The organism is Sporofaciens sp. JLR.KK001 (genome assembly GCF_036941055.1).
In the GTDB taxonomy this organism is placed as follows: Bacteria; Bacillota; Clostridia; order Lachnospirales; family Lachnospiraceae; genus Sporofaciens.
Window position 1 is genome coordinate 3577362 of sequence record NZ_JAYMNO010000001.1, and the last position, 20947, is coordinate 3598308.

A 20947-nucleotide genomic window follows, 5' to 3' on the forward strand; every position below is an offset into this window, starting at 1 on the left:
CTTAAAAATAAGCCGCACTGCTGCGGCCTATTTTTAAAGTCATGTTACCACCGATATTATTTATTGTAGCAGAACGAAAAGGGTAATATCTACGACCATTCAGGCAAATTTTTAGCCCAATCAGCTCACCATGATTTGCAGCGGTAGGCAAAAGGGGTCCACCAAATACCGATTTAAAGGCAGCGGAAAACTTGCTCTGGTTTTCGTATCCTGCCGCCTCGGCAACCTCACAGATACTGAGCTGTGGCTCTGAAACCAGCAAATCGGCAGCAGCTTCCATACGCTTCACTTTCATAAAAGTGCCGATAGAACTCCCTGCAATGGAGGTAAAACATCGCTTCATGCTGGACTCTGCAACATGAAACATATCAGACAGTTCTGCAATTGTTGTTTTTGAAAAAGGATTCTCGATAATATACTGATATGCCTTTTGCGTCCCATTATGTCGCCCAGCAAACTAAAGTTCCTATCTCCCGCACAAAAACATCGAATTAAAATCTCATCTTCTTAATACTGTCTATCAGAGCGCGCTGTAGGAAACGGCGCATTTTCCTCTTGACCATTCCTGCCTGTTCCGATATAGTTTTTTTGGAACAAAAAAAAGAGAAAGAACACCAACCTCCTACAGTTTGTTCTTTCTCTCACACCAGCGTGCCTGCCATATACGGGATCATGTCCCACTCGTGAGGCTTTGGCACTACCGACATATACTATGATAAGAGAAAACTCCCTATTTTGCAAGCTGATCCATATAAAAACTTCATCAAAAGCACTATTTGAGTCTTTCATGGTTGGATTCCGCCCCCAGCTGCAGACCTGTCCCTTCTGCGGGGCAGCGGGCAGCTGCAAGATCCATGCCTATTATGACCGTTCCCTGGTGGATTTCATAGATGGCGCCCCTGTCCGACACAGCCTCTGCATCCTTCGCCTCATCTGTACCTGCGGCCATACCCATGCCATCCTCCCGGATTTCATCATCCCCTATTCCGGCTACGGCCTGTTCTTCATCCTCCGTGTCCTGGCAGAGTATTTCCTGCACCTTTCTTCTATAGAGGGACTCTGCCGGCGTTTCTCCATCACCCTTTCCCAACTGCACCGTTTTCTGGAACTCTTCCTGGTGCAGAAGGAAGAATGGCTCGGGGCACTTTCCTCTATGGAAGTCTCTTCCCTCTCCTTCCTGAAGACACTGTTCTCCCAGCCCTCCTATTCTGATTTTGCTTCCGCCTTTGTCCGCCGTTTTGCAAAATCCTTCCTCCAGTCCCATAAAAATCCGGCGTCTTACTGCCAACAGGTGTTCGGTCCCTGAACCGCTTTTCCACGACCACACGACCAGGCATGGTCTCCCTGAGGGAACTCCTTTATAATGGCAGAAAACCATTTAAGGAGGATATTTTTATGGACAACAAACAAAAGAACCTTTCGGACGCTGCCGCCATGGCACAGTTCCGGCTTGCCCTCATCGCACCGGTCATCCATGGCCTTTATCCTGATGCGTCCAGAAATGCCTATTACCAACGCATCACCGAGAACCCGCTCACCCTGCCTGATGGTTCCGCCTTCCGCTACAGCCCCAAGACTATCAGCAAGTGGGTGTCTCTCTACCAGAACGGCGGCATCGATGCACTTATGCCCCGGGAACGCTCCGACAAGGGCGGCACACGGGTCCTGACGGATACAGCCATCGAGGAGATCTACCGGCTTAAGGAAGCTTTCCCAAGGCTTAACTCCACGCAGATCCACCGCCACCTTGTGGAAGAGGCGTTCATCCCTGCCTCTGTCAGCGTGTGTGCTGTCCAGCGTTTTGTAAAGAAACATGACCTGAAATCGGCACGTAACCCGAACATGCGGGACAGGAAGGCTTTTGAAGAGGACGCCTTTGGGAAAATGTGGCAGGCTGATACCTGTTACCTTCCATATATCACAGAAGACGGCCTGCGCAGGCGGGTCTACTGCATCATGATCATCGATGACCATTCCCGGTTCCTGGTGGGCGGCGGGCTCTTCTATAACGACTCAGCTTATAACTTCCAGAAAGTGCTTAAGGATGCTGTGGCTGCACATGGAATCCCTTCTAAGCTCTATGTCGACTATTCCGACAAATGAACTATGCCGATATTTTTGAATAAGACCAGATACATCGGCTTTTTCTTGTGAAATATCGGCATAGTTTTTCTTGGATTTTCTTGAGATTTATGTCACGCTTATCGTATATCAAACTTTATTGCAAAAGAGGAGGTAAGCGATTGATTGACAGATCTAAGCGATACTGCTTATAAAAAGGATGGCGGTTACTGCCACTCCCGATATCTTTATCATGTCCGTTGTATCCGTTTTATAGAATCATTTATTAATAACGGGATTGTAGACTTCAGTATCACACAGCCACTTCCCCCAAAAGAACTTAAGAGCAAAGAGTTCCGGTCATTAAGACTGGCGGTATCACTCTATTTATGGTACTGGTATGCCAGGAACATTATACGCCGACAAGCGTCGGTTCGCATATAACTGGATTACGGAGATTTGTGCAGGCTTATCCAGCGCTGGATGGATATGCAGTCGAAATCCCGGACAGAATTCCACGGAAAAGGGATATCACGCCTTCCTACACAGAAGAAGAACACAAAAAGATTGTCAGATATCTTGTTGAAGGCAAAATTTCTGCCAGAGACAGGGCAATTGCACTGATCGCTTTCCAAACCGGACTGCGTGCGGTTGATATCTGCAGACTGGAGTTAGGGGATATAGACTGGAAACATGACAGCATCAGTATAGATCAGGAAAAAACAGGGAAGCCTTTAACGATACCAATGCGCCCTGCCCTGGGGAATGCATTGATGGCATATCTGCTGGAGGAGCGCCCCGCATCTTCCTCGTCCTACGTCTTTTTACGTGCTGTGGCGCCATTTCGGCCGCTTACAGAACATTCCGGGATTTATAACATCTTACGGAAAATTTTATCTGAAGCAGGTATAGAACCAGATGGGCGGATCAGCGGCACAAGAATGACAAGACACAGCTATGCTTCCAGAATGCTCCGGAACGGAGTACCCTTACCAGTTATTTCAGAAGCTTTGGGGCACAGCAGCCCAGACAGTACCATGAGATATCTGTCAACAGACAGTAAGACCATGGCAATGTGCACCCTTCCTCTTCCGAAAGGAGGCCGGCCATGAATGACAGTTATAAAAGTATGGACAAATACCTAGAAGAGTTTTTGTTATATAAACACAGCCTCGGGTATAGTTATGTTACACACGCTCATTATCTGAAAAAATATGTTTCTTTTAGGAAAAACAATGAGCCTGAAAACATGATGGACAAAGAAAGTGTAGACCAGTATCTGGGTACGCTAAAAGACGCACCCGGCACACTCTACGGAACTGTGTGTGCAATGCGTGAATTCGGCAGATATCTGCGTAAACAGGGGATAGATGCTTATATACTTGCGCCTAAGACTGTCCATCAACTCACACCAGATCCACCGTATTTTTTTACAGCGGAAGAGATCGGACATTTTTTTGCTGCTGCAGATTCTGTCCGGCCCTTTTCCGGTTTTAGGGGGAGGGAATATATTATTCCGGCTATTTTCCGACTCATGTATTGCTGTGGGATCCGATGCAAGGAAGCCCGGATGCTCCGGTGCAAAAACGTTTTTCTTGAAAAAGGCTTTCTTGATATCATGTGGTCAAAAGGACCGAAAAACAGGCGGCTATATATAAGCCAGGAACTTGTTGATTACCTCATCCTGTATGACCGGAAAATTTCCGGCCTTTATCCTGGCAGGGAATACTTCTTTCCTGGTTATCGTGGCAGGTCATATGTTAGCAAGTGCTTTATTGCCAATAACTTTCGCAGATGCTGGGAACAGTCATATCCTGATTTTTCGGGTGTACAGTATCCCAGGGCTATTGACCTCCGGCATCATTTTGCATGGGCAAACATTAACAAGTGGGCTTCGGAAAGATTAGATGTAAATGTAATGCTGCCTTATTTAATGCGGTATATGGGGCATCAAACAGTAAAACAGACCCTGTACTACTTCCACTTTGTTCCGGATTTCTATCCCTCATACAGGGCATTGGCGGAATCATCTGACGATATACTTCCCGAGGTGCCGCAATGAAGAAAAACGTGTTTACAAACAGCAAGGTATTCTGGAATACTGCGCAAACATTTATCCATCATTATCTTCCTGGTATCCGCAAAGTAAGCAGACACACAGTTTCTTCCTATAAAGACGGGCTGAATTCATATATCTCTTACCTGGAAGAAGAGAAAGGGATCAAAAGAAAAAATATATGCTTTAGCCATTTAACCGAAACTTATGTAAAAGAATATCAGGATTGGATCTTAAACATAAAAATGCGGACACCAAAAACATGCAACCTTCGTCTGACTTCGCTGCGGTCATTTCTTGAATATGCGGCAAATGAACATCATGAGTTGATTGCCTTCTATATCAGTATCCGTGATATTAAAAATTCAAAGATTCCTGCAAAACCAATAGAATTCTTTGAGAAAAGCCAGATGAAAGCTATACTGGCAGCTCCGGACATCGGAACGAGGACAGGGAGAAGAAACCAGATGATGCTGGTTTTGATGTACGACAGTGCGGTAAGGATTTCAGAATTGTTGGAGTTAAAATTGGGAGATCTCCATCTTAAAGCAGAGATTCCATACATTACAGTCCATGGGAAAGGGGATAAATACCGGAATGTCCCACTAATGCAAAAAACATGCCGGCATTTGAATCGGTATCTGGAAGAATTCCACGAAGAAACGAACAGTAAGGTACCTCTCTTTTATGCAACGACCTATGGTCAGAAACACCATTTATCTTCTGATACAGCAGAGAAGCTAATCAAAAACTGCTGTTTGGCGGCAGGAAGCAAAGGAATCAAAATGCCTGATTCGTGTCATTGTCATATGATTAGAAAAACAAGGGCAATGGATCTTTATCAATCTGGTCTGCCTTTAGCACATATCCAACAATTACTCGGGCATGAAGAGATATCAACAACATCTGGTTTTTATGCTTTTGCAACATTAGATACTTTGGCAAAGTCTATGGCTAAAACGGAAGGTTGTGATGATTTACCGGAAAAGAAATGGAAAGATCCAAATGTAATTAAAAAGCTCTATAGTCTATAGAAAAACTATGCCGATATTTCACAAGAAAAAGCCGATGTATCTGGTCTTATTCAAAAATATCGGCATAGTTCATTTGTCGGAATAGTCGACACTATGCCGTTATCGGCATAGTGTCGATAACGGTTCCAGCTACTCGAACGGGCAGCTTTCCCTCATCTGCGGCTCCATCGGAACGGTCCTTTTACATACAAAAATCCGGGATGGCGCATCCAAGGCTAAGATAGAACGCCAGTTCCGGACACTCAAGGAAACCTGGCTCTATACCCTGGATCTGGATTCCTTAAGCTCCCTGGCACAGTTCAATGGACTCCTTAAGGATTACATGCGCTCCTATAATACTTCCCTCCATTCCGGCATCGGCACTACACCCCTTTCCCGTTACCAGCAGACCCGCGCTTCCATACGGACACCTGCGTCCAGGGAATGGCTGGAGGAATGTTTCCTGAACCGCATTACAAGGAAAGTGAATAAGGATTCTACCGTCTCCATCGACAAGGTATCCTATGACGTCCCTATGCAGTTTATCTCATCAAAAGTGGAGATCCGCTTCCTCCCGGATGACATGTCCTCCGCCTTCATCCTTTACGAAGGGGTGCATTATCCCATCCGCCCTACGGATAAGAATGAGAACTGCAGGACGAAGCGCAACAATACACCTGGCATCGACTACTCAAAGTTAGGGGGTGGCTGTTGATGTTCCGTTCTTACTATGGATTGTCTTTCAATCCTTTTGACAAACAGATGGCCCGGGAAAAAGACCGTTTCCTTTCCAGGGACATCTCTGAGATGCTCTCCCGGCTGGATTACCTCAAGGATACCAGGGGCATTGGTCTGTTCACGGCACGCCCGGGCATGGGGAAGTCTTTTGGACTCCGCTGTTTTGCAAAGGGGCTCAACCCGAACCTTTACCATATGGAGTACATCTGTCTTTCCACCGTAAGCGTCATGGAGTTCTACCGCCAGCTCTGCTCTGTACTGGGAGTAGAGCCTAGAGGCGGCAAACCCGGGATGTTCCGGGCCATACAGGAGCAGATCCTCTACCTTTACCGGGAAAAGAAGCAGCCCCTTCTTCTGGCCGTTGACGAGGCCCAGTACCTCTCCACAGGCATCCTGGAGGACATTAAGATGCTCATGAACTACGGCTATGACTCCCTGAACTGCTTTACGCTCATCCTGTGCGGGGAACCGCACCTGAACAATACCCTGCGCAAGCCTGTCCACGAAGCCCTGCGCCAGAGGATCACCGTGCATTACAACTTTACCGGGCTCACAGATTCAGAAGTGGCGCAGTATGTACTCCACAAGATCTCCTGTGCGGGAGGCTCTGCCTCCATCATAGAGCAGGCCGCCCTTTCCGCTGTCCACAGCCATTCCCAGGGGAATCCGCGTCTGGTGGATAACCTGATGACAAATGCCCTTACCCTTGGCGCACAGATGGAGAAGAAAGCAATTGACACGGAAGTCATACTTGCCTCCGTCAGCAGCCAGAATCTTGGATAGGGGGTGTTGTTTTTGGAATACAGATGTTTTTTCAGGGATGGTTCCCGCATAGAAACCTGGACAGGGGAGATTATCCTGCTGCGATGGCGGCCTGGATGGTATGAAGCTGAGATGAATGGACGGGGGACATACTTCCACATCCTGGCCGGAGTGCATAAATACGGAAACTACCTGTGCATCCCGAACCATGATGTGGGATGTGAACTATCCGATTTTTCTGATATTTTCTGGAATGAGGGGCGGATCAGCAATCTAATGCGGAAGGTAGATGCCGTAACTGTTGCTGCCGGTTTGGCTTATCTGCCGACTCTGGCTGACAAACAATAAAAAATCCAAATACATCATGTGGCTATGGATCTCATAATGGGATTCATGGCCTTTCGATTTCGAAAGAAAAGCTATACCAACAGCGTGCTGCATTTTCGGCGGTATTATGCATTTGTAGACAGCACTGCGCAGTCAATGCGAAAAAGGTTGGAAAAATAATTTGCCGTTTATGTCTCCCTCAATTCGCCGTCCAACATCCAATAAGAACGGATGGAAATAGAAAAGGAACGTCATTTTAGGCGTTCCATAGTCTATGAAATATTCAATTTTTTTATGTTTCAATACTGATGTGTTTTTGTCATAAGTCGGCATATTGGGGTTAATCTCATATATCAAAGCTCAATCCGTAGTAGTAAATTAGAAGTATTTCAATAGTTCAAAATCCTTGAATATGCCTTAAAATCAATGTTTTTGTTGGATAGTTTAAGAAAATATTGTATATATGATATATCTTCTTTTCATCATTTTTATGTTATAACTATTGACTCAACTACCACCGTCTGAAGACGGTGGGTTGTTGTGGTCTAAAGACCACTTTTTGCGACTGAAAGTCGCTTGCAGGCTAAAGCCTGTTTCATTTGCGACTAAAGTCGCCTAAAAGCTCTACTCTAAGTAGCTATTGTTCCTCGATTTTGAAATTATCTTCTTCTTTTCCCTGATTTTCGATATAGTTTCTTATCATCTCTTCATCTACTTCTCCTACTGTCCCACAGAAATATCCTCTTCCCCACATATGCTGTCCCCAATATCTCTTTCTCAACTCCGGGAACTCATCCTGTAACAACTTTGACGACCTTCCTTTCAGATATTGCATGATCTGACTTGGCGCCAGATTGGTTGGACACGAAAGCAGCATATGCACATGATCCACTCCTATACTGCCTTTCAGTATCTTTATGTTCCGTGCATCACATCCTTGCTGCAGCAGTTCCCGTAGCCTAAAGGCTACATTTTTTCTTAGTATCTTATATCTATACTTCGTTATCCACACAAAATGATACTTAATATCATATACGGTATGACTACTGCTCCTATATTCTGCCATTTCTACAGCACCTCCTACTGCTGTATTTTATCACAATTGCTACTGAAAGGAAATGCCGCTAAAGCTTGACCGCCTAAAAGGCGGTGGATTTAACCTTGCGCTTGGAAATTAAAAGGGTACAAAGAAGGGAAAGACTGGAAGATTCCAAAACAGGCTCTTATCAATTATGTGGCTTCCAAGAGCCATCTGTAATCACACTTTTATTAATCCTCACTTTTCATAATTGAAACTACATATTATAATTTAAAAATTCCAAGGGGCAGAATATCTTCTACCCCTTGGATATTTTCACTATTATCTCCATTGCCTGTTTGCTTCCTTAACAGAAGTTCATATAATACATTTTTTCATTCATCCCAATAATCTAAACTTTCCTGTGTAGTTGTAATGATTCCAAACAGCGTCCTTGCAAAATCCTCACGTTCATCGTAAATTTCCATAACATTTACCTGATTTCCCTCAATGTAATATAAGAAATAATTTTTGTGTGAATAAATGATATAATATTTTTCAAATTCCTTCTCAACGTCATACATCGTCTTTACAGGTATTCCAGTGTTTGAAAAAGCAAGCCTTATTTCAAACCCATTTATAACTTCCAAAAACTGCTTTTTACCTTTCTTTTCTCCACATAATTCTGTCAATTTTACTTTTAATACAGCTAACTTTTCTTGGACTATTGGAGAATAAACAATATCATACATATTATACCCCCAGATTTTCTCTGAGCCGCCTGGAACTAATACCTCCTTCAAGCTGCATTCGTTTCTCTGATTCTATCAAATCAGATTTTATTCTGTCCCACGCTACTTCTTTTTTTCTCCGCTTTGAATATTCTAACACATTGTCAACATAAACCTCAACCATACGATACTCATCATTCGATAAGGTATCTATTTTTTGAGTAAGTTCTGCCGTTATCATATAATTCCTTCTTTCTTAATTTAATCTCTTATCTCTATTACAACTTTCGTCATAGCTCTGGCATTCTAAAAGATATATTTCTCTTCCTATTCTGATTAGAAAATCTGAAATCTGTTCCTCTATCTTCTTGCTTCCATCTGCAGTTTCGTTTTCAGTCAGATACCCCTCTGAAAGTAAAATTTCCACTTTTACATCTTTATAATTCCTGTTAAAAACGTCAATGATAACAGGAACAAACAATCTCTTATCTTCATCTTCATTCTCTTAAATACATTATCATAATCCGGAGACTTTTCTGTATACATTTTCCTTACTAAGTATTATAGCAGAGAACTGTCTAAATTACACTAATGTTTTCTACAATATACTTCTTTCATAACCACATTCTAATTTTCTGTTGCAGTCTTTTCGACGAATTCTGTTCACTGATATGCTGAATCCGTATAGTCCATTTCGTTTTCTACCGTCTTTTTATATACTATATGTAGTATTTTCAAGCTTTATAACCACAATATATTGTATTCTCACAAATATCAATATGCTAGGACACAAAATACTCCACTGCGTTTTCCGGGAATACCTCCTTAAATTCTCCATATAACTGTGCCGCAAGTGTTTTATTATGAGCAATCACAAGCGTTGGTTTATTCAATTGGGCAATCACATTCGCCATCGTAAAGGTCTTCCCAGAACCCGTAACCCCTAGTAAAGTCTGGCATTGGTTGCCTTCCCTGAAGCCTTTGACCAGTGCTTCTATCGCCTGCGGCTGGTCTCCCGTAGGCTGGTATGGGGCATGCAGTTTGAATATATTCTGCTCATTTTTCATGGCCGAACCTCCTTACTATGTTCACTATCAGCCCGAAAATCTCCCTGATTTTCATTAAAATTCACGTCTCAGGGTATTGCAAAGAATAGCACAGAGAAGCCTGTATGGAACGCCTGAATATTCATTTTTTCTTCAGAACATTTGTTCTTTTCCAATTGTACCAAAAGACAACTATAAATACAAGAGGGAAAATAAAAAACTTTTTCCGGCAGGCATGTCCAAAAAAATCCGCAGAATAGATTTTATACCTATCCTGCGGATTCCGACACCTATTTTTCTAAAATTCTTTTGGTGTTAGTCAATAACTGTGTTGGTAACTCTGTTTGGCGGTTTATGCAATCACTTGAACCTCTATATTTATGAATATTTTGGGTTTACCAACATCTATATATAGTGCTATAAATGTTACCAACACACTTGTTGACTAACACCATTCTTTTTTATCTTACAAAAATGCCTTTACAATCTTTTCAGTAAGACTTCCTTATCATTTTCAGATATCTTTATAGCCGACATAGCCTGCTCTGCATTTTCCCTCTCCTCTTCTTTTCCTGTCTTGCTCCGCAAATCTTCCAAATTCCAATATTCTGGTCTTTTCTTCCGCCAGTTCCAGCCCGTATTTGGCAAACCTTTCCTCCAATCTCTGGCGGAACACCTCTGCCTCATACTTTCTCTGAAAACAGCATACAAAATCATCAGCATAACGTATCAGATAACTCTCTCCATTACACTGCCTATTTACAATCACATCAAACCAGTTATCCAGTACATAATGCAGGTATATATTTGCCAGTATTGGACTGGTGCCGTTCCCCTGCGGAGTACCTTTCTCACTGTCCAGATATTTGCCGTCTTCCATGATGGTACTATGTCAAGAAAAAGTACAAGTTAAAAGTGAACTTTTCTTACAACATTCCGTTTTTTTCATCCAGCCAATTTTTCCATCTTATTCAATTTCTGTTCATACACATTCTCATATTCGTTTGGTGATAGATATCCACAATGACTATGGATTCTTACCGTATTATAAAATGTCTCTATGGATTCAAATACCAATTTATAGGCATGTTCATAATTTTTTATTTTAAATCGATTCAGCCATTCTCTTTTGATCAATACATGAAATGATTCAATACAGGCATTATCCCATGGATACGTTTTTTTCGAATAACTTCTCTTCATTCCAACCGTTGCTTCTACATACTCCCTACACACATACTGGATCCCCGGTCTGTATGCAGAATTAATGGTTTCTCCTCATTCCTTCCTATTCTGTCAAGCCCAGCTCTGACGCTTAAAAAAAATTAATAAAAAAACCTCCCATTTTATGGGAAGATGCGCGATAATAGAAGTAACCAAACAACTATTTTTTCGCACCACCATAAAAGAGAGGAGGTTTTACTATGAAGCAAGAATAAAAATCAGAAGAAAAGAGGTTAGGGAACACCTGGAACAGTTGAACCTTGCATGTGAATTAGCCAAGCTAATCCGGCATTTTTTCCCAGATCTTTTACCCCTGTTAAAACAGATTCCAGATCCCAGAAACCAGAGCTATATTACCTATCCTGCTGTGTTACTTCTTATGACCCGTATCCTTTCTTCTCTATTTTACATCAGCAGTATGAGGAAAACAAGTGAAGAATTCAATTCCAGTGAAATGATCAAAAACATCTGGCATCTATCCGGGGAGGAACAGACCGTGGAGGAGCTTCCCTACTGGGAAACCATCAACCGGTATCTGGAAAAAGTAGATCCGGAAAAATTGCAGGACATCTTAAACCGCCTTTGCAGCAGGCTTCTTTGCAGCCGGGCTTTTGAAAATATGCGAATCAGGGGCAAGTACTGGCAGGTGATCATAGATGGAACGCAGCTTTGCAGCAGCCGGAGGGAACTGGATGGGAAAAGCCTGCACCGGACCCATAACAAGGGGACGGAAAAAGAGTATCAGGAGAACTATTATTATGTGCTGGAAGCAAAGCTGGTACTGCATCCGAAAATCCTGATCAGTATTCAGACGGAATTTGTGGATAATGAAGAGGGAAAAGAAATGGAGAAACAGGACTGTGAAAGGAAGGCCTGCTGGCGTTTAATGGAAAAGCTGAAAAAAGCGTTTCCAAGGTTGCCGATCTGCCTGTGCGGGGACAGTCTGTATGCCTGTGAAGGTTTCTTTGAGAGATGCAAAGGAAAAAACTGGCGGTATATCCTGCGGTATAAGGAGGGGAGCATCCCGAGCATTGGGGAAGAATACAGAGAACTGAAAGAAATGGAGAAGAATTACCAGGAGCGCGAAACACAGACTGGGAAGGAATGGTATGATTACGTGACAGATATAGATTATAAAGGACATCAGGTAAATCTGGCAGAGTATGGAGAAAGCGGGGAGCATATCTGCAAAAAGGGCAGGAAAAAGGGAAAAGCAGAAACGATCCGGAAAGAATTCTGGTTTCTCACAGATCTGCCAATCACCAGAAAAAATGTGGCAGGACTGGTGGAGCGCGGAAGGATGAGATGGAGAATCGAGAATGATGGGTTTAACGCGCAGAAAAGGCAGGGATACCATCTGGAACACCAGTACAGCAGGAATTATCAGGCACTGAAAAACCATTATTATCTGATCCAGATTGGGCACATGATCAGCCAGATCATGGAGGCTTGGGAAAAAATATGGAAAAAGGTAAAGCAGAGTAGGGAGCAAAAGCACAGGAGGATACTGGAATCCATGAAAGAGACTCCATTGAGAGAATACAAGGAAGAGATCGCTAAAAAGATACAAATACGGTTGATATAGAGGACCATGTGGAAAGGTGGTGAAGGAGCAGATAACAACAAAAGTTAAAAAAGCAGAATACAGGGATTTTATGGCTTAAATAAGATTGCGTTGATAAAGCAAAATGAGAAAATAAAATCCAATGTACTCTGAGAGTGTAAGTATAAATTTAAGCGTCAGAGCTGTGTCAAGCCTAAATTTATTGATTTTATAGGCTTTGACGATTTTATTTACCTCAAAAACAGAGCCGGGAGTGATGGATATCGTTGTATCATGTACCGAACAGCTGATAAATGGGTATAGTTTTTAAAGCATCCCTTTTGGTTCGCTTTATAAAGGCTATTTTCCCTCTGATCAACTATGATGATGAACCTTCCGTGTCTAACCCTAAAGTAGGATAATATGTACTAAAAACCTCTTTCAATTGGTCATAACACCCTTTGAACCTTAAAAAAGTGCCGATTTTACGCCATTTTTGCTTGATTTTTATTTGAGTGTGTATTATAATAATGATAGATATAAATATACACTCAAATAAAGGAGATTGTTATGCCAGCAAAACCATCAGGTACGATCAAAACATCACGTGTAAATGTTAAGCAGAAGAACGGTGATATCTACGTTATGGAGCGTCAGACCTTGTATGACCCGGTTAAAAAATATAACAAAGTTGTGAGCAGTAAGCTCATCGCTAAAATTCCGAAAGGCGAAAAAATTCAGGTGCCTACACGCCCAAAAAGACCTAATGGGAGCAAACTCCCAATAAAACCACAGAAAGTATCTGCTTCCAGAAAACGTGTTGGAATGATGGATATCATAGGACATATAGGATTTATTTCCGGTATTGATGCAGCTATATATGCATCCACAGATATCGGGACCGCCCAGAAGATCATTTCCCTCGCAAGATATCTTCTGGCAACAAATGGACAAACACTCCCGGGAATACAGACCTGGCAGTATACCCATCCGCTTCCCTATGTGAACGGCATATCAGAGGATGTATACCATGCCCTGTTCCATGACATCGGGCTGGATGAATCGCTGCAGCAAAATTTCTTTCACGAGCGCTGTGCATTGCTTGGGGACCATGGAGCGATTGCTTATGATTCCACCACCATATCGACTTACTCCGGACAGCAGCCGGAAGCACGGTACGGATACAACAAAGCAAAAGACGGACTGAAGACGGTCAAACTGCTTACGCTGTATTCTATTGAAAGCAGACAGCCGATCGCATTTACCAAACAGCCGGGCAACCTGCCTGATGTGTCGTCAATCGAAAACGCATTAAAACAACTTTCTGTCCTTGGCGTGGATCATGCCGAGATCGTAACAGATAACGGTTACTACTCAGAGTCTAACCTTTCTGAGATGCTCCAAAAAGGATTCGGGTTTGTCACGCTGGCAAAAACAAACATCAAATGGATCCGGCCGGAAATAGAAGCACGTATAGAGGAACTTTCTTCTATATACAGTGTATGTCCGTTTGACCCCACAACCCATGGTGTTACAGTTATGTTAATGCATGATTTTGACAAGGTGCGCAAGTATGCCAGCCACAAAAGCGGCGCTGAAAAGGGCGCTGTTGAAAGATTCAAAAGACGGGTGTATCTTCACATTTATTTTAATGCTTCACGGCAGGCGGAAGACCGGATTGAATTTGAAACAGACCTTATGGAATTAAAGTCAATGATAGAAGACGGCATACCTGTAGATGAGCTTTCCAGGAGTGCGCAGGAGAAGGTAAAAAAGTATATGTCGATAAGCACCTGGGGAAAGAAGACGACCGTTCGTTTTAAGGACAAGGAATGTCAGGAGGCATACAAATATCATGGCTATTTCACCCTGGTCTCCAACCGGGAGAAAGACTGTTTTGAATGCTTAAGGATCTACCGGAAAAGGGAGACCATCGAAGCTTGTTTTGAAGCGGAAAAGCAACATGCGGATGGAAGCCGTATCCGTGTTTGGAGTCCAGATACTTTGCGGGGCAGAATGTTTGTACAATTCGTATCGCTGTGTTATTACGAGTATTTCAGTGATCAGCTACGTAAGATTAAGCCTACTCTGGGCAAACAGAATAAGGATGGTATCAGAACAAAAGAGACGGTTGACCTTGAAGAGAAACTGTTAAGATGGATGGAGAATACGCCGGTTTATCTTCAGCTGCAATGGTTTGACACTGTGGAAGAGGTAAAGGTATCGTCCGAACTGCGTAACAAACGATGGAACACAGAGATTACCGCGCGGGATGCTCTATATCTTGAGAAATTGGGGATGTCTATGCACTAAGTTTTTTAGTGCATATTATACGACTTTTGGGGTTTTATTGGGAGTTTGCTCCCATTAGGTCTTTTTGGGCGTGTAGGCACCTGAATTTTTTCGCCTTTCGGAATTTTAGCGATGAGCTTACTGCTCACAACTTTGTTATATTTTTTAACCGGGTCATACAAGGTCTGACGCTCCATAACGTAGATATCACCGTTCTTCTGCTTAACATTTACACGTGATGTTTTGATCGTACCTGATGGTTTTGCTGGCATAACAATCTCCTTTATTTGAGTGTATATTTATATCTATCATTATTATAATACACACTCAAATAAAAATCAAGCAAAAATGGCGTAAAATCGGCACTTTTTTAAGGTTCAAAGGGTGTTATGACCAATTGAAAAAGGTTTTTAGTACGTATTATCCTACTTTAGGGATAAAACCACAGAAAGTATCTGCTTCCAGAAAACGTGTTGGAATGATGGATATCATAGGACATATAGGATTTATTTCCGGTATTGATGCAGCTATATATGCATCCACAGATATCGGGACCGCCCAGAAGATCATTTCCCTCGCAAGATATCTTCTGGCAACAAATGGACAAACACTCCCGGGAATACAGACCTGGCAGTATACCCATCCGCTTCCCTATGTGAACGGCATATCAGAGGATGTATACCATGCCCTGTTCCATGACATCGGGCTGGATGAATCGCTGCAGCAAAATTTCTTTCACGAGCGCTGTGCATTGCTTGGGGACCATGGAGCGATTGCTTATGATTCCACCACCATATCGACTTACTCCGGACAGCAGCCGGAAGCACGGTACGGATACAACAAAGCAAAAGACGGACTGAAGACGGTCAAACTGCTTACGCTGTATTCTATTGAAAGCAGACAGCCGATCGCATTTACCAAACAGCCGGGCAACCTGCCTGATGTGTCGTCAATCGAAAACGCATTAAAACAACTTTCTGTCCTTGGCGTGGATCATGCCGAGATCGTAACAGATAACGGTTACTACTCAGAGTCTAACCTTTCTGAGATGCTCCAAAAAGGATTCGGGTTTGTCACGCTGGCAAAAACAAACATCAAATGGATCCGGCCGGAAATAGAAGCACGTATAGAGGAACTTTCTTCTATATACAGTGTATGTCCGTTTGACCCCACAACCCATGGTGTTACAGTTATGTTAATGCATGATTTTGACAAGGTGCGCAAGTATGCCAGCCACAAAAGCGGCGCTGAAAAGGGCGCTGTTGAAAGATTCAAAAGACGGATGTATCTTCACATTTATTTTAATGCTTCACGGCAGGCGGAAGACCGGATTGAATTTGAAACAGACCTTATGGAATTAAAGTCAATGATAGAAGACGGCATACCTGTAGATGAGCTTTCCAGGAGTGCGCAGGAGAAGGTAAAAAAGTATATGTCGATAAGCACCTGGGGAAAGAAGACGACCGTTCGTTTTAAGGACAAGGAATGTCAGGAGGCATACAAATATCATGGCTATTTCACCCTGGTCTCCAACCGGGAGAAAGACTGTTTTGAATGCTTAAGGATCTACCGGAAAAGGGAGACCATCGAAGCTTGTTTTGAAGCGGAAAAGCAACATGCGGATGGAAGCCGTATCCGTGTTTGGAGTCCAGATACTTTGCGGGGCAGAATGTTTGTACAATTCGTATCGCTGTGTTATTACGAGTATTTCAGTGATCAGCTACGTAAGATTAAGCCTACTCTGGGCAAACAGAATAAGGATGGTATCAGAACAAAAGAGACGGTTGACCTTGAAGAGAAACTGTTAAGATGGATGGAGAATACGCCGGTTTATCTTCAGCTGCAATGGTTTGACACTGTGGAAGAGGTAAAGGTATCGTCCGAACTGCGTAACAAACGATGGAACACAGAGATTACCGCGCGGGATGCTCTATATCTTGAGAAATTGGGGATGTCTATGCACTAAGTTTTTTAGTGCATATTATACGACTTTTGGGATACTTATATTTATTTTATCTGTTTTCTGCCAGCATGACCCTGCACCGCTTTTTATAGCAGGCAATCCCGTACTTCAGGATCTTCTCTACCCCATCGTCTTCAAGATCATCCTCATATTTGGTATATTCGATCTGCTTTAATGCCTCCTTACAAGCTCCCTCCAGATCTCCGTCATGGGCATATTTCACTTCTATGATGATCCCCATATCTCCGGTATCTGGCTCTGCAAGGATATCCGCATAGCCCTCTCCCATTTCCCGGTTGGAAGAAAGTCCCCATCGTGTCTTCACTCCTAAGATTCCAAGCAACACTCCATGGTAAAAGTTTTCTTTCATCTCTGTCCTTACGGCCGTATCCCGGATACTGATGGTCTTCCTTAAATATTCTGTGAAAATCTTCTCCACATTTTCTACGTCCTCATTCTGCAAAGCGTCACAGAAACGGTTCAGCATCTCCCCGTCTTCCCGGACATTCTCCTTAAAAAATTCCATGATCTGCGTTTCAAAAATATCCAGTATTTCCAGATTGGGGATCGCCAGTTTCATCTGCCTGCCTTCTGCCTTCCCACGCTGGGTCAGATACCCGGTGGTAAAAAGAAGGCTCCAGCTATTGTATTCCTGATGGATCTCCTTTGTAATGACTTCCCCTGCCACCAGACGCTCAATCTCCCGTTTGGTCGTCGCATTGGCCAACTCCTGAATGTCATGCTCACCGAAACATAAGGATAATTAAATGAATTTTTTGTAAAGTCTATTCCATCAGGAAAGTTATTGCAGTATAATGGAACCATTGACAAATTGGAGTTTGGGAGGTATTCATTTTGAAAAAAATCGGTACTACAATTTTAAAATCCATAGGCTTTTTTCTGGGATGGGCGATATTGGTTTCTATATTGCCGTTATCATCTTCAAAGGAACAAGCTATATGGAGATTATGGGCAGAAATTACACCTCTATTGGCAGTAGCAGCTTTTACTCTCATCTTTTGGCTTGCTGAAAAGAAAAATGTAAAGTTACATTTATTCGATAATCCAGTAAAGGGAATGGTATTGGGAGTAATCGCAGGGATTGTATGGTTAGCTATCCCTGTTTGGGTAATGTATGTAGCAAAAATTATCCATGTTGACGGAACTAACTTAATTAACCTATTCCCTGTTTGGGTGCTGGCAGTATTTCTAAATACCATTATGCAGGAACTTCTTGTTCGTGGTTATTTGTATCAAATGCTTAAGCAAAAGCACAATATAATTGTTGCTGCGATTGTGACAACAATACTTTTTACAGCATTGCATGGAGGGGCATTTGAAGCAGGTATTATTCCCGTTTTAAATGTACTTACTATGAGTTTGCTTATGATAGTAGTCCTTGAATATAGTGGCTCTATTATAGCACCAATTATTATGCACTTTTTATGGAATGGAATTGGTGCATTAGTTTTAGGCGGCGTGTCACTTGCTGATGACTATCCAAATCTGTTTGTTACGACTTTCACCGGAAGCGATATTTTGTCCGGCGGAATTTGCAAAATTGAAGGAAGCATTATTGTTTTAATTGTCAACGTGATTTTGATTGCATTTTTTATATTTATACAAAAGAAAAAAATATAAGCATAGATTCCGGTTTATCGAGCTACGCTCCCGACTAAATACTACCAGCACAAAACCGCTGCTACATGGAAACATCAACAGTCGAGGCAGTTTGTGTGCTGTAAGTTAAAGAAAGTCCGCTGTACTGTTGTGCGTATTCTGTGCGGAAACAATCAGATGTCAGAATATAAAACTGTTTTCCTGCGTTTTGTTTTGGATAATACCGCAAACAGTAAATGTGTTTTCTTTCAATTCGTTTGTCAAGGTGTCTACATATTCAAAGGAAGTACCTCCGTGTTGCTTTGCGGTAGGTTTCCATCAATCAGTTCAAAGCCCATATAGGACATTAACGGATCATCCATGTATGCCAGATTTCTGATTACTTATCGAATCTTGAAAATGCTTTTATGTCGATATCTCACGACCAGATGTGGCATTTCCAACAAACACGCCATGCAGCTGATCGGAACATTAAGCGGCGGCGAACAAGCAAAAGTAAAAATGTGTTTGCTGACGCTAAAGCCATGTAATTTTCTAATACTGGACGAGCCAACAAACCATTTAGATGTGCAGGCGAAAAACTCCTTAAAAACAGCACTAGAAGAATTTCCCGGTACAGTGTTACTTGTTTCGCATGAAGAAAATTATTACCGGGAGTGGACGCAAAAAGTAATTAACATAGAAAACGGTAATCGATATCATAAACTCCGTTTTTCTTAACGAAACCGCCGCCATATGCCAGCAGTACCTTTCCGCCATATTTCCCTGACAAGCAGGAAAGGTACTCTTTCACACATCCTTTTCCAAAATAAAATTACTCATTGTTCTCATTTTGTTTGCCATCTTATACCCAGCGGTTATATCTCTTTTTCTGCCCCTGACCCGGATAAGCATACCCGCCTAGAGAACTATTCCAATTCCCGGATAATTTTACGGATCTTCAGGATCATGGAAGGCGCGACAGAGAGTTCGTCTAATCCCATCCGGACGAACTCTTCCGTGAGCTCCGGATCTGCTCCTAGTTCGCCGCAGATTCCAGCCCATTTGCCGTGCTTATGCGCATTGTCTACAACCATCTTGATCATCCTCAGGATCGCCTTATGATGTGGGTTATAGAAACCGTCCAACTTTTCATTCTGTCTGTCGACAGCCAACGTATACTGTGTCAGATCATTGGTGCCGATACTGAAGAAATCCACCATCTCTGCCAGCTCATCACTGATCATCACTGCTGCCGGAGTCTCGATCATGATTCCTTGCTCCGGGTACCTATATGGAACCTTTGCCGTATCCAGTTCATCCTGCACTCCTTTTATAATCTTAAAGATCTGCTCTACCTCTTCGGTTGCGGTAATCATCGGATACATGATTGATATATTTCCAAACATCGCCGCTCGCAGCAAGGCCCGAAGCTGCGTCTTGAATATGTCCGGCTGCTTCAGGCAGATACGGATTGCACGGTAACCCATGGCAGGATTATCTTCTTTCTCCAGATTCAGATAATCCGCCTGCTTATCGGCCCCGATATCTAATGTACGGATAATTACCTTCTTCCCCGCCATCATCTGCGCTGCCTGCTTATATGCCTGAAACTGTTCTTCCTCCGTAGGAAGCTTCTCCCTGCCAAGGTAAAGGAATTCGCTGCGGAACAATCCGATCCCGCCGGCATCATTCTCAAGTACATAACCAATATCACTTACACTTCCAATATTCGCATATAAATTAATCTTCCTGCCGCCAAGGGTGATGTTCTCTTTTCCCTTTAATTCTTCCAGAAGCCGAAGCTTCTCCCGCTCCTCTTCCATCTGCCTCTTAGCTTCTTCACACAACGCTTCGTCCGGTTCAAAGGTGACGGTTCCTGCAAATCCATCCACTACCGCCGTCATTCCTGTACGGATCCTGTCAAGATCCATCGGTACGCCGATCAACGCCGGAATATTCATCATACGCGCAAGGATTGCCGTGTGTGAATTAGCGGAGCCGTGCACTGTTACAAATGCAAGGATCTTCTCTTTATCCATCTGGACCGTCTCGCTGGGGCTCAAATCATCTGCTATAATGATTACCGGCTCTTCGGAGTATGGGCCTGTCTCCTTTCGCCCTTCCAGAATCCGAATCAGGCGGTTGGAGATATCCTTAATGTCAGCCGCCCTCGCCTTAATATAATCATCATCCATGGCCGCAAACATCTCTGAAAAATTGTCTCCTGTCATGGCTATGGCATATTCTGCATTCACCATCTCTGTCTGTATCATATTATGAATAGAGTCCAGGAAATCTTCGTCCTCCAGCATCATCTGATGAACTTCAAAGATCGCGGCATTGGTTTCTCCCACTTCCTTTAACGCCTTGTCATACAAGATCTGCAATTGCTCCTTTGCCTTGATCCCTGCAAGACGTACTCTCTCAACCTCAGCTTTCACATCATCAATTTTCCTGTGTTTTACAGGAGTGTCCTGATTGCCTAATACGGCTGTCTTTCCCAGTACGATCCCCTTATATACAGATTTCCCTGAAAACTGCATCATATTCTTTCGCGCCTCCTAGTATGTA

The 20947-nt window shown here is 43.0% G+C and carries 17 protein-coding genes and 7 pseudogenes; 13 read left to right on the forward strand and 11 right to left on the reverse strand.

Translation table 11 applies throughout. The features are described from left to right. Position 1: 1 nt before the first annotated feature. On the reverse strand, positions 2-343 hold the full coding sequence (locus VSQ62_RS18265; RefSeq protein ID WP_286082975.1) for a helix-turn-helix domain-containing protein: 342 nt from the start codon (positions 341-343) through the stop codon (positions 2-4). Between the two features lie 444 nt (positions 344-787). Between VSQ62_RS18265 and VSQ62_RS32495 the strand changes: the two genes are divergently transcribed. From VSQ62_RS32495 to VSQ62_RS18305, 8 genes and pseudogenes are all read left to right on the forward strand, one after another. After that, entirely contained in the window at positions 788-1306 is a 519-nt protein-coding gene (locus VSQ62_RS32495) for a DUF6431 domain-containing protein (RefSeq protein WP_350339918.1), read from the forward strand. An 89-nt stretch (positions 1307-1395) separates the two neighbouring features. Continuing rightward, a pseudogene (locus VSQ62_RS18275) lies at positions 1396-2088 on the forward strand (helix-turn-helix domain-containing protein); the annotation flags it as partial. A 362-nt stretch (positions 2089-2450) separates the two neighbouring features. Beyond that, positions 2451-3173, forward strand: a complete 723-nt coding sequence (locus VSQ62_RS18280) for a tyrosine-type recombinase/integrase (RefSeq protein ID WP_334636200.1) — start codon at positions 2451-2453, stop codon at positions 3171-3173. A gap of 218 nt (positions 3174-3391) precedes the next feature. After that, positions 3392-4123: a tyrosine-type recombinase/integrase gene (locus tag VSQ62_RS18285; protein WP_334637705.1), complete on the forward strand. Its 732-nt coding sequence runs from the start codon at positions 3392-3394 to the stop codon at positions 4121-4123. Then, a complete protein-coding gene (locus VSQ62_RS18290) occupies positions 4120-5151 on the forward strand; it encodes a tyrosine-type recombinase/integrase (protein ID WP_334634770.1) in 1032 nt (343 codons plus the stop codon). Before VSQ62_RS18285 ends, VSQ62_RS18290 begins: the two co-directional genes overlap by 4 nt. Positions 5152-5263: 112 nt before the next feature. Further along, positions 5264-5845: pseudogene (locus VSQ62_RS32660) on the forward strand (Mu transposase C-terminal domain-containing protein); the annotation flags it as partial. After that, positions 5845-6651 carry an ExeA family protein gene (locus tag VSQ62_RS18300; protein WP_120397164.1) on the forward strand — a complete coding sequence of 269 codons (807 nt, stop codon included), beginning with the start codon at positions 5845-5847 and terminating at the stop codon, positions 6649-6651. The pseudogene VSQ62_RS32660 and the gene VSQ62_RS18300, both read left to right, overlap by 1 nt. Positions 6652-6663: 12 nt before the next feature. After that, positions 6664-6978, forward strand: coding sequence for a DUF6618 family protein (locus VSQ62_RS18305; protein WP_016217795.1), 315 nt, complete (start codon positions 6664-6666; stop codon positions 6976-6978). 616 nt (positions 6979-7594) lie between these two features. Here the strand turns inward: VSQ62_RS18305 and tnpA are convergent. The 7 genes and pseudogenes from tnpA to VSQ62_RS18340 form a co-directional block, all read right to left on the reverse strand. Then, on the reverse strand, positions 7595-8023 hold the full coding sequence (gene tnpA / locus VSQ62_RS18310; protein WP_334636202.1) for an IS200/IS605 family transposase: 429 nt from the start codon (positions 8021-8023) through the stop codon (positions 7595-7597). Between the two features lie 347 nt (positions 8024-8370). Continuing rightward, a complete protein-coding gene (locus VSQ62_RS18315) occupies positions 8371-8727 on the reverse strand; it encodes a hypothetical protein (RefSeq protein WP_334636203.1) in 357 nt (118 codons plus the stop codon). Between the two features lies 1 nt (position 8728). Next, positions 8729-8947, reverse strand: coding sequence for a hypothetical protein (locus VSQ62_RS18320; RefSeq protein WP_334636204.1), 219 nt, complete (start codon positions 8945-8947; stop codon positions 8729-8731). Between the two features lie 15 nt (positions 8948-8962). Further along, the gene (locus VSQ62_RS18325; protein ID WP_334636205.1) at positions 8963-9187 is read right to left on the reverse strand and encodes a hypothetical protein; all 225 of its coding nucleotides are present in this window, start codon (positions 9185-9187) and stop codon (positions 8963-8965) included. 304 nt (positions 9188-9491) lie between these two features. Beyond that, positions 9492-9773, reverse strand: a pseudogene (locus VSQ62_RS18330) (DEAD/DEAH box helicase family protein); the annotation flags it as partial. Positions 9774-10266: 493 nt separating this feature from the next. Then, positions 10267-10632: a reverse transcriptase domain-containing protein gene (locus VSQ62_RS18335; protein WP_334636206.1), complete on the reverse strand. Its 366-nt coding sequence runs from the start codon at positions 10630-10632 to the stop codon at positions 10267-10269. A gap of 65 nt (positions 10633-10697) precedes the next feature. After that, positions 10698-10955 carry an integrase core domain-containing protein gene (locus VSQ62_RS18340; protein ID WP_334636208.1) on the reverse strand — a complete coding sequence of 86 codons (258 nt, stop codon included), beginning with the start codon at positions 10953-10955 and terminating at the stop codon, positions 10698-10700. A 145-nt stretch (positions 10956-11100) separates the two neighbouring features. On the opposite strand from VSQ62_RS18340, the gene VSQ62_RS18345 reads away from it, so the two are divergent. Further along, positions 11101-12561, forward strand: coding sequence for a transposase (locus VSQ62_RS18345; protein ID WP_334633611.1), 1461 nt, complete (start codon positions 11101-11103; stop codon positions 12559-12561). Between the two features lie 528 nt (positions 12562-13089). After that, on the forward strand, positions 13090-14832 hold the full coding sequence (locus VSQ62_RS18350; protein ID WP_120397168.1) for an IS1634 family transposase: 1743 nt from the start codon (positions 13090-13092) through the stop codon (positions 14830-14832). A gap of 23 nt (positions 14833-14855) precedes the next feature. Here VSQ62_RS18350 and VSQ62_RS18355 read toward each other — a convergent pair. Beyond that, a pseudogene (locus VSQ62_RS18355) lies at positions 14856-15083 on the reverse strand (IS1634 family transposase); the annotation flags it as partial. Positions 15084-15241: 158 nt separating this feature from the next. Here VSQ62_RS18355 and VSQ62_RS18360 point away from each other — a divergent pair. After that, positions 15242-16777: pseudogene (locus VSQ62_RS18360) on the forward strand (IS1634 family transposase); the annotation flags it as partial. Between the two features lie 46 nt (positions 16778-16823). Here the strand turns inward: VSQ62_RS18360 and VSQ62_RS18365 are convergent. Continuing rightward, positions 16824-17510, reverse strand: a pseudogene (locus VSQ62_RS18365) (PD-(D/E)XK nuclease domain-containing protein); the annotation flags it as partial. Between the two features lie 119 nt (positions 17511-17629). Between VSQ62_RS18365 and VSQ62_RS18370 the strand changes: the two are divergent. Beyond that, positions 17630-18415 (forward strand): CPBP family intramembrane glutamic endopeptidase, encoded by a 786-nt coding sequence (locus tag VSQ62_RS18370; protein WP_334636211.1) that lies wholly within the window; start codon positions 17630-17632, stop codon positions 18413-18415. A 405-nt stretch (positions 18416-18820) separates the two neighbouring features. Next, positions 18821-19114, forward strand: a pseudogene (locus tag VSQ62_RS18375) (ATP-binding cassette domain-containing protein); the annotation flags it as partial. Between the two features lie 188 nt (positions 19115-19302). Here VSQ62_RS18375 and ptsP read toward each other — a convergent pair. Beyond that, entirely contained in the window at positions 19303-20922 is a 1620-nt protein-coding gene (ptsP, locus tag VSQ62_RS18380; protein WP_334636212.1) for a phosphoenolpyruvate--protein phosphotransferase, read from the reverse strand. Positions 20923-20947: the final 25 nt, after the last annotated feature.

Bases quoted from the DNA above. Each gene is read 5' to 3' on its own strand.
- VSQ62_RS18350 (WP_120397168.1), top strand. From the start codon at position 13,090: ATGCCAGCAAAACCATCAGGTACGATCAAAACATCACGTGTAAATGTT.
- VSQ62_RS18280 (WP_334636200.1), top strand. From the start codon at position 2,451: ATGGTACTGGTATGCCAGGAACATTATACGCCGACAAGCGTCGGTTCG.
- VSQ62_RS32495 (WP_350339918.1), top strand. From the start codon at position 788: ATGGTTGGATTCCGCCCCCAGCTGCAGACCTGTCCCTTCTGCGGGGCA.
- VSQ62_RS18285 (WP_334637705.1), top strand. From the start codon at position 3,392: ATGCGTGAATTCGGCAGATATCTGCGTAAACAGGGGATAGATGCTTAT.
- VSQ62_RS18335 (WP_334636206.1), bottom strand. From the start codon at position 10,632: ATGGAAGACGGCAAATATCTGGACAGTGAGAAAGGTACTCCGCAGGGG.
- VSQ62_RS18265 (WP_286082975.1), bottom strand. From the start codon at position 343: ATGAAGCGATGTTTTACCTCCATTGCAGGGAGTTCTATCGGCACTTTT.
- tnpA (WP_334636202.1), bottom strand. From the start codon at position 8,023: ATGGCAGAATATAGGAGCAGTAGTCATACCGTATATGATATTAAGTAT.
- VSQ62_RS18300 (WP_120397164.1), top strand. From the start codon at position 5,845: ATGTTCCGTTCTTACTATGGATTGTCTTTCAATCCTTTTGACAAACAG.
- VSQ62_RS18345 (WP_334633611.1), top strand. From the start codon at position 11,101: ATGGGAAGATGCGCGATAATAGAAGTAACCAAACAACTATTTTTTCGC.
- VSQ62_RS18340 (WP_334636208.1), bottom strand. From the start codon at position 10,955: ATGAAGAGAAGTTATTCGAAAAAAACGTATCCATGGGATAATGCCTGT.
- VSQ62_RS18290 (WP_334634770.1), top strand. From the start codon at position 4,120: ATGAAGAAAAACGTGTTTACAAACAGCAAGGTATTCTGGAATACTGCG.
- ptsP (WP_334636212.1), bottom strand. From the start codon at position 20,922: ATGATGCAGTTTTCAGGGAAATCTGTATATAAGGGGATCGTACTGGGA.
- VSQ62_RS18320 (WP_334636204.1), bottom strand. From the start codon at position 8,947: ATGATAACGGCAGAACTTACTCAAAAAATAGATACCTTATCGAATGAT.
- VSQ62_RS18315 (WP_334636203.1), bottom strand. From the start codon at position 8,727: ATGTATGATATTGTTTATTCTCCAATAGTCCAAGAAAAGTTAGCTGTA.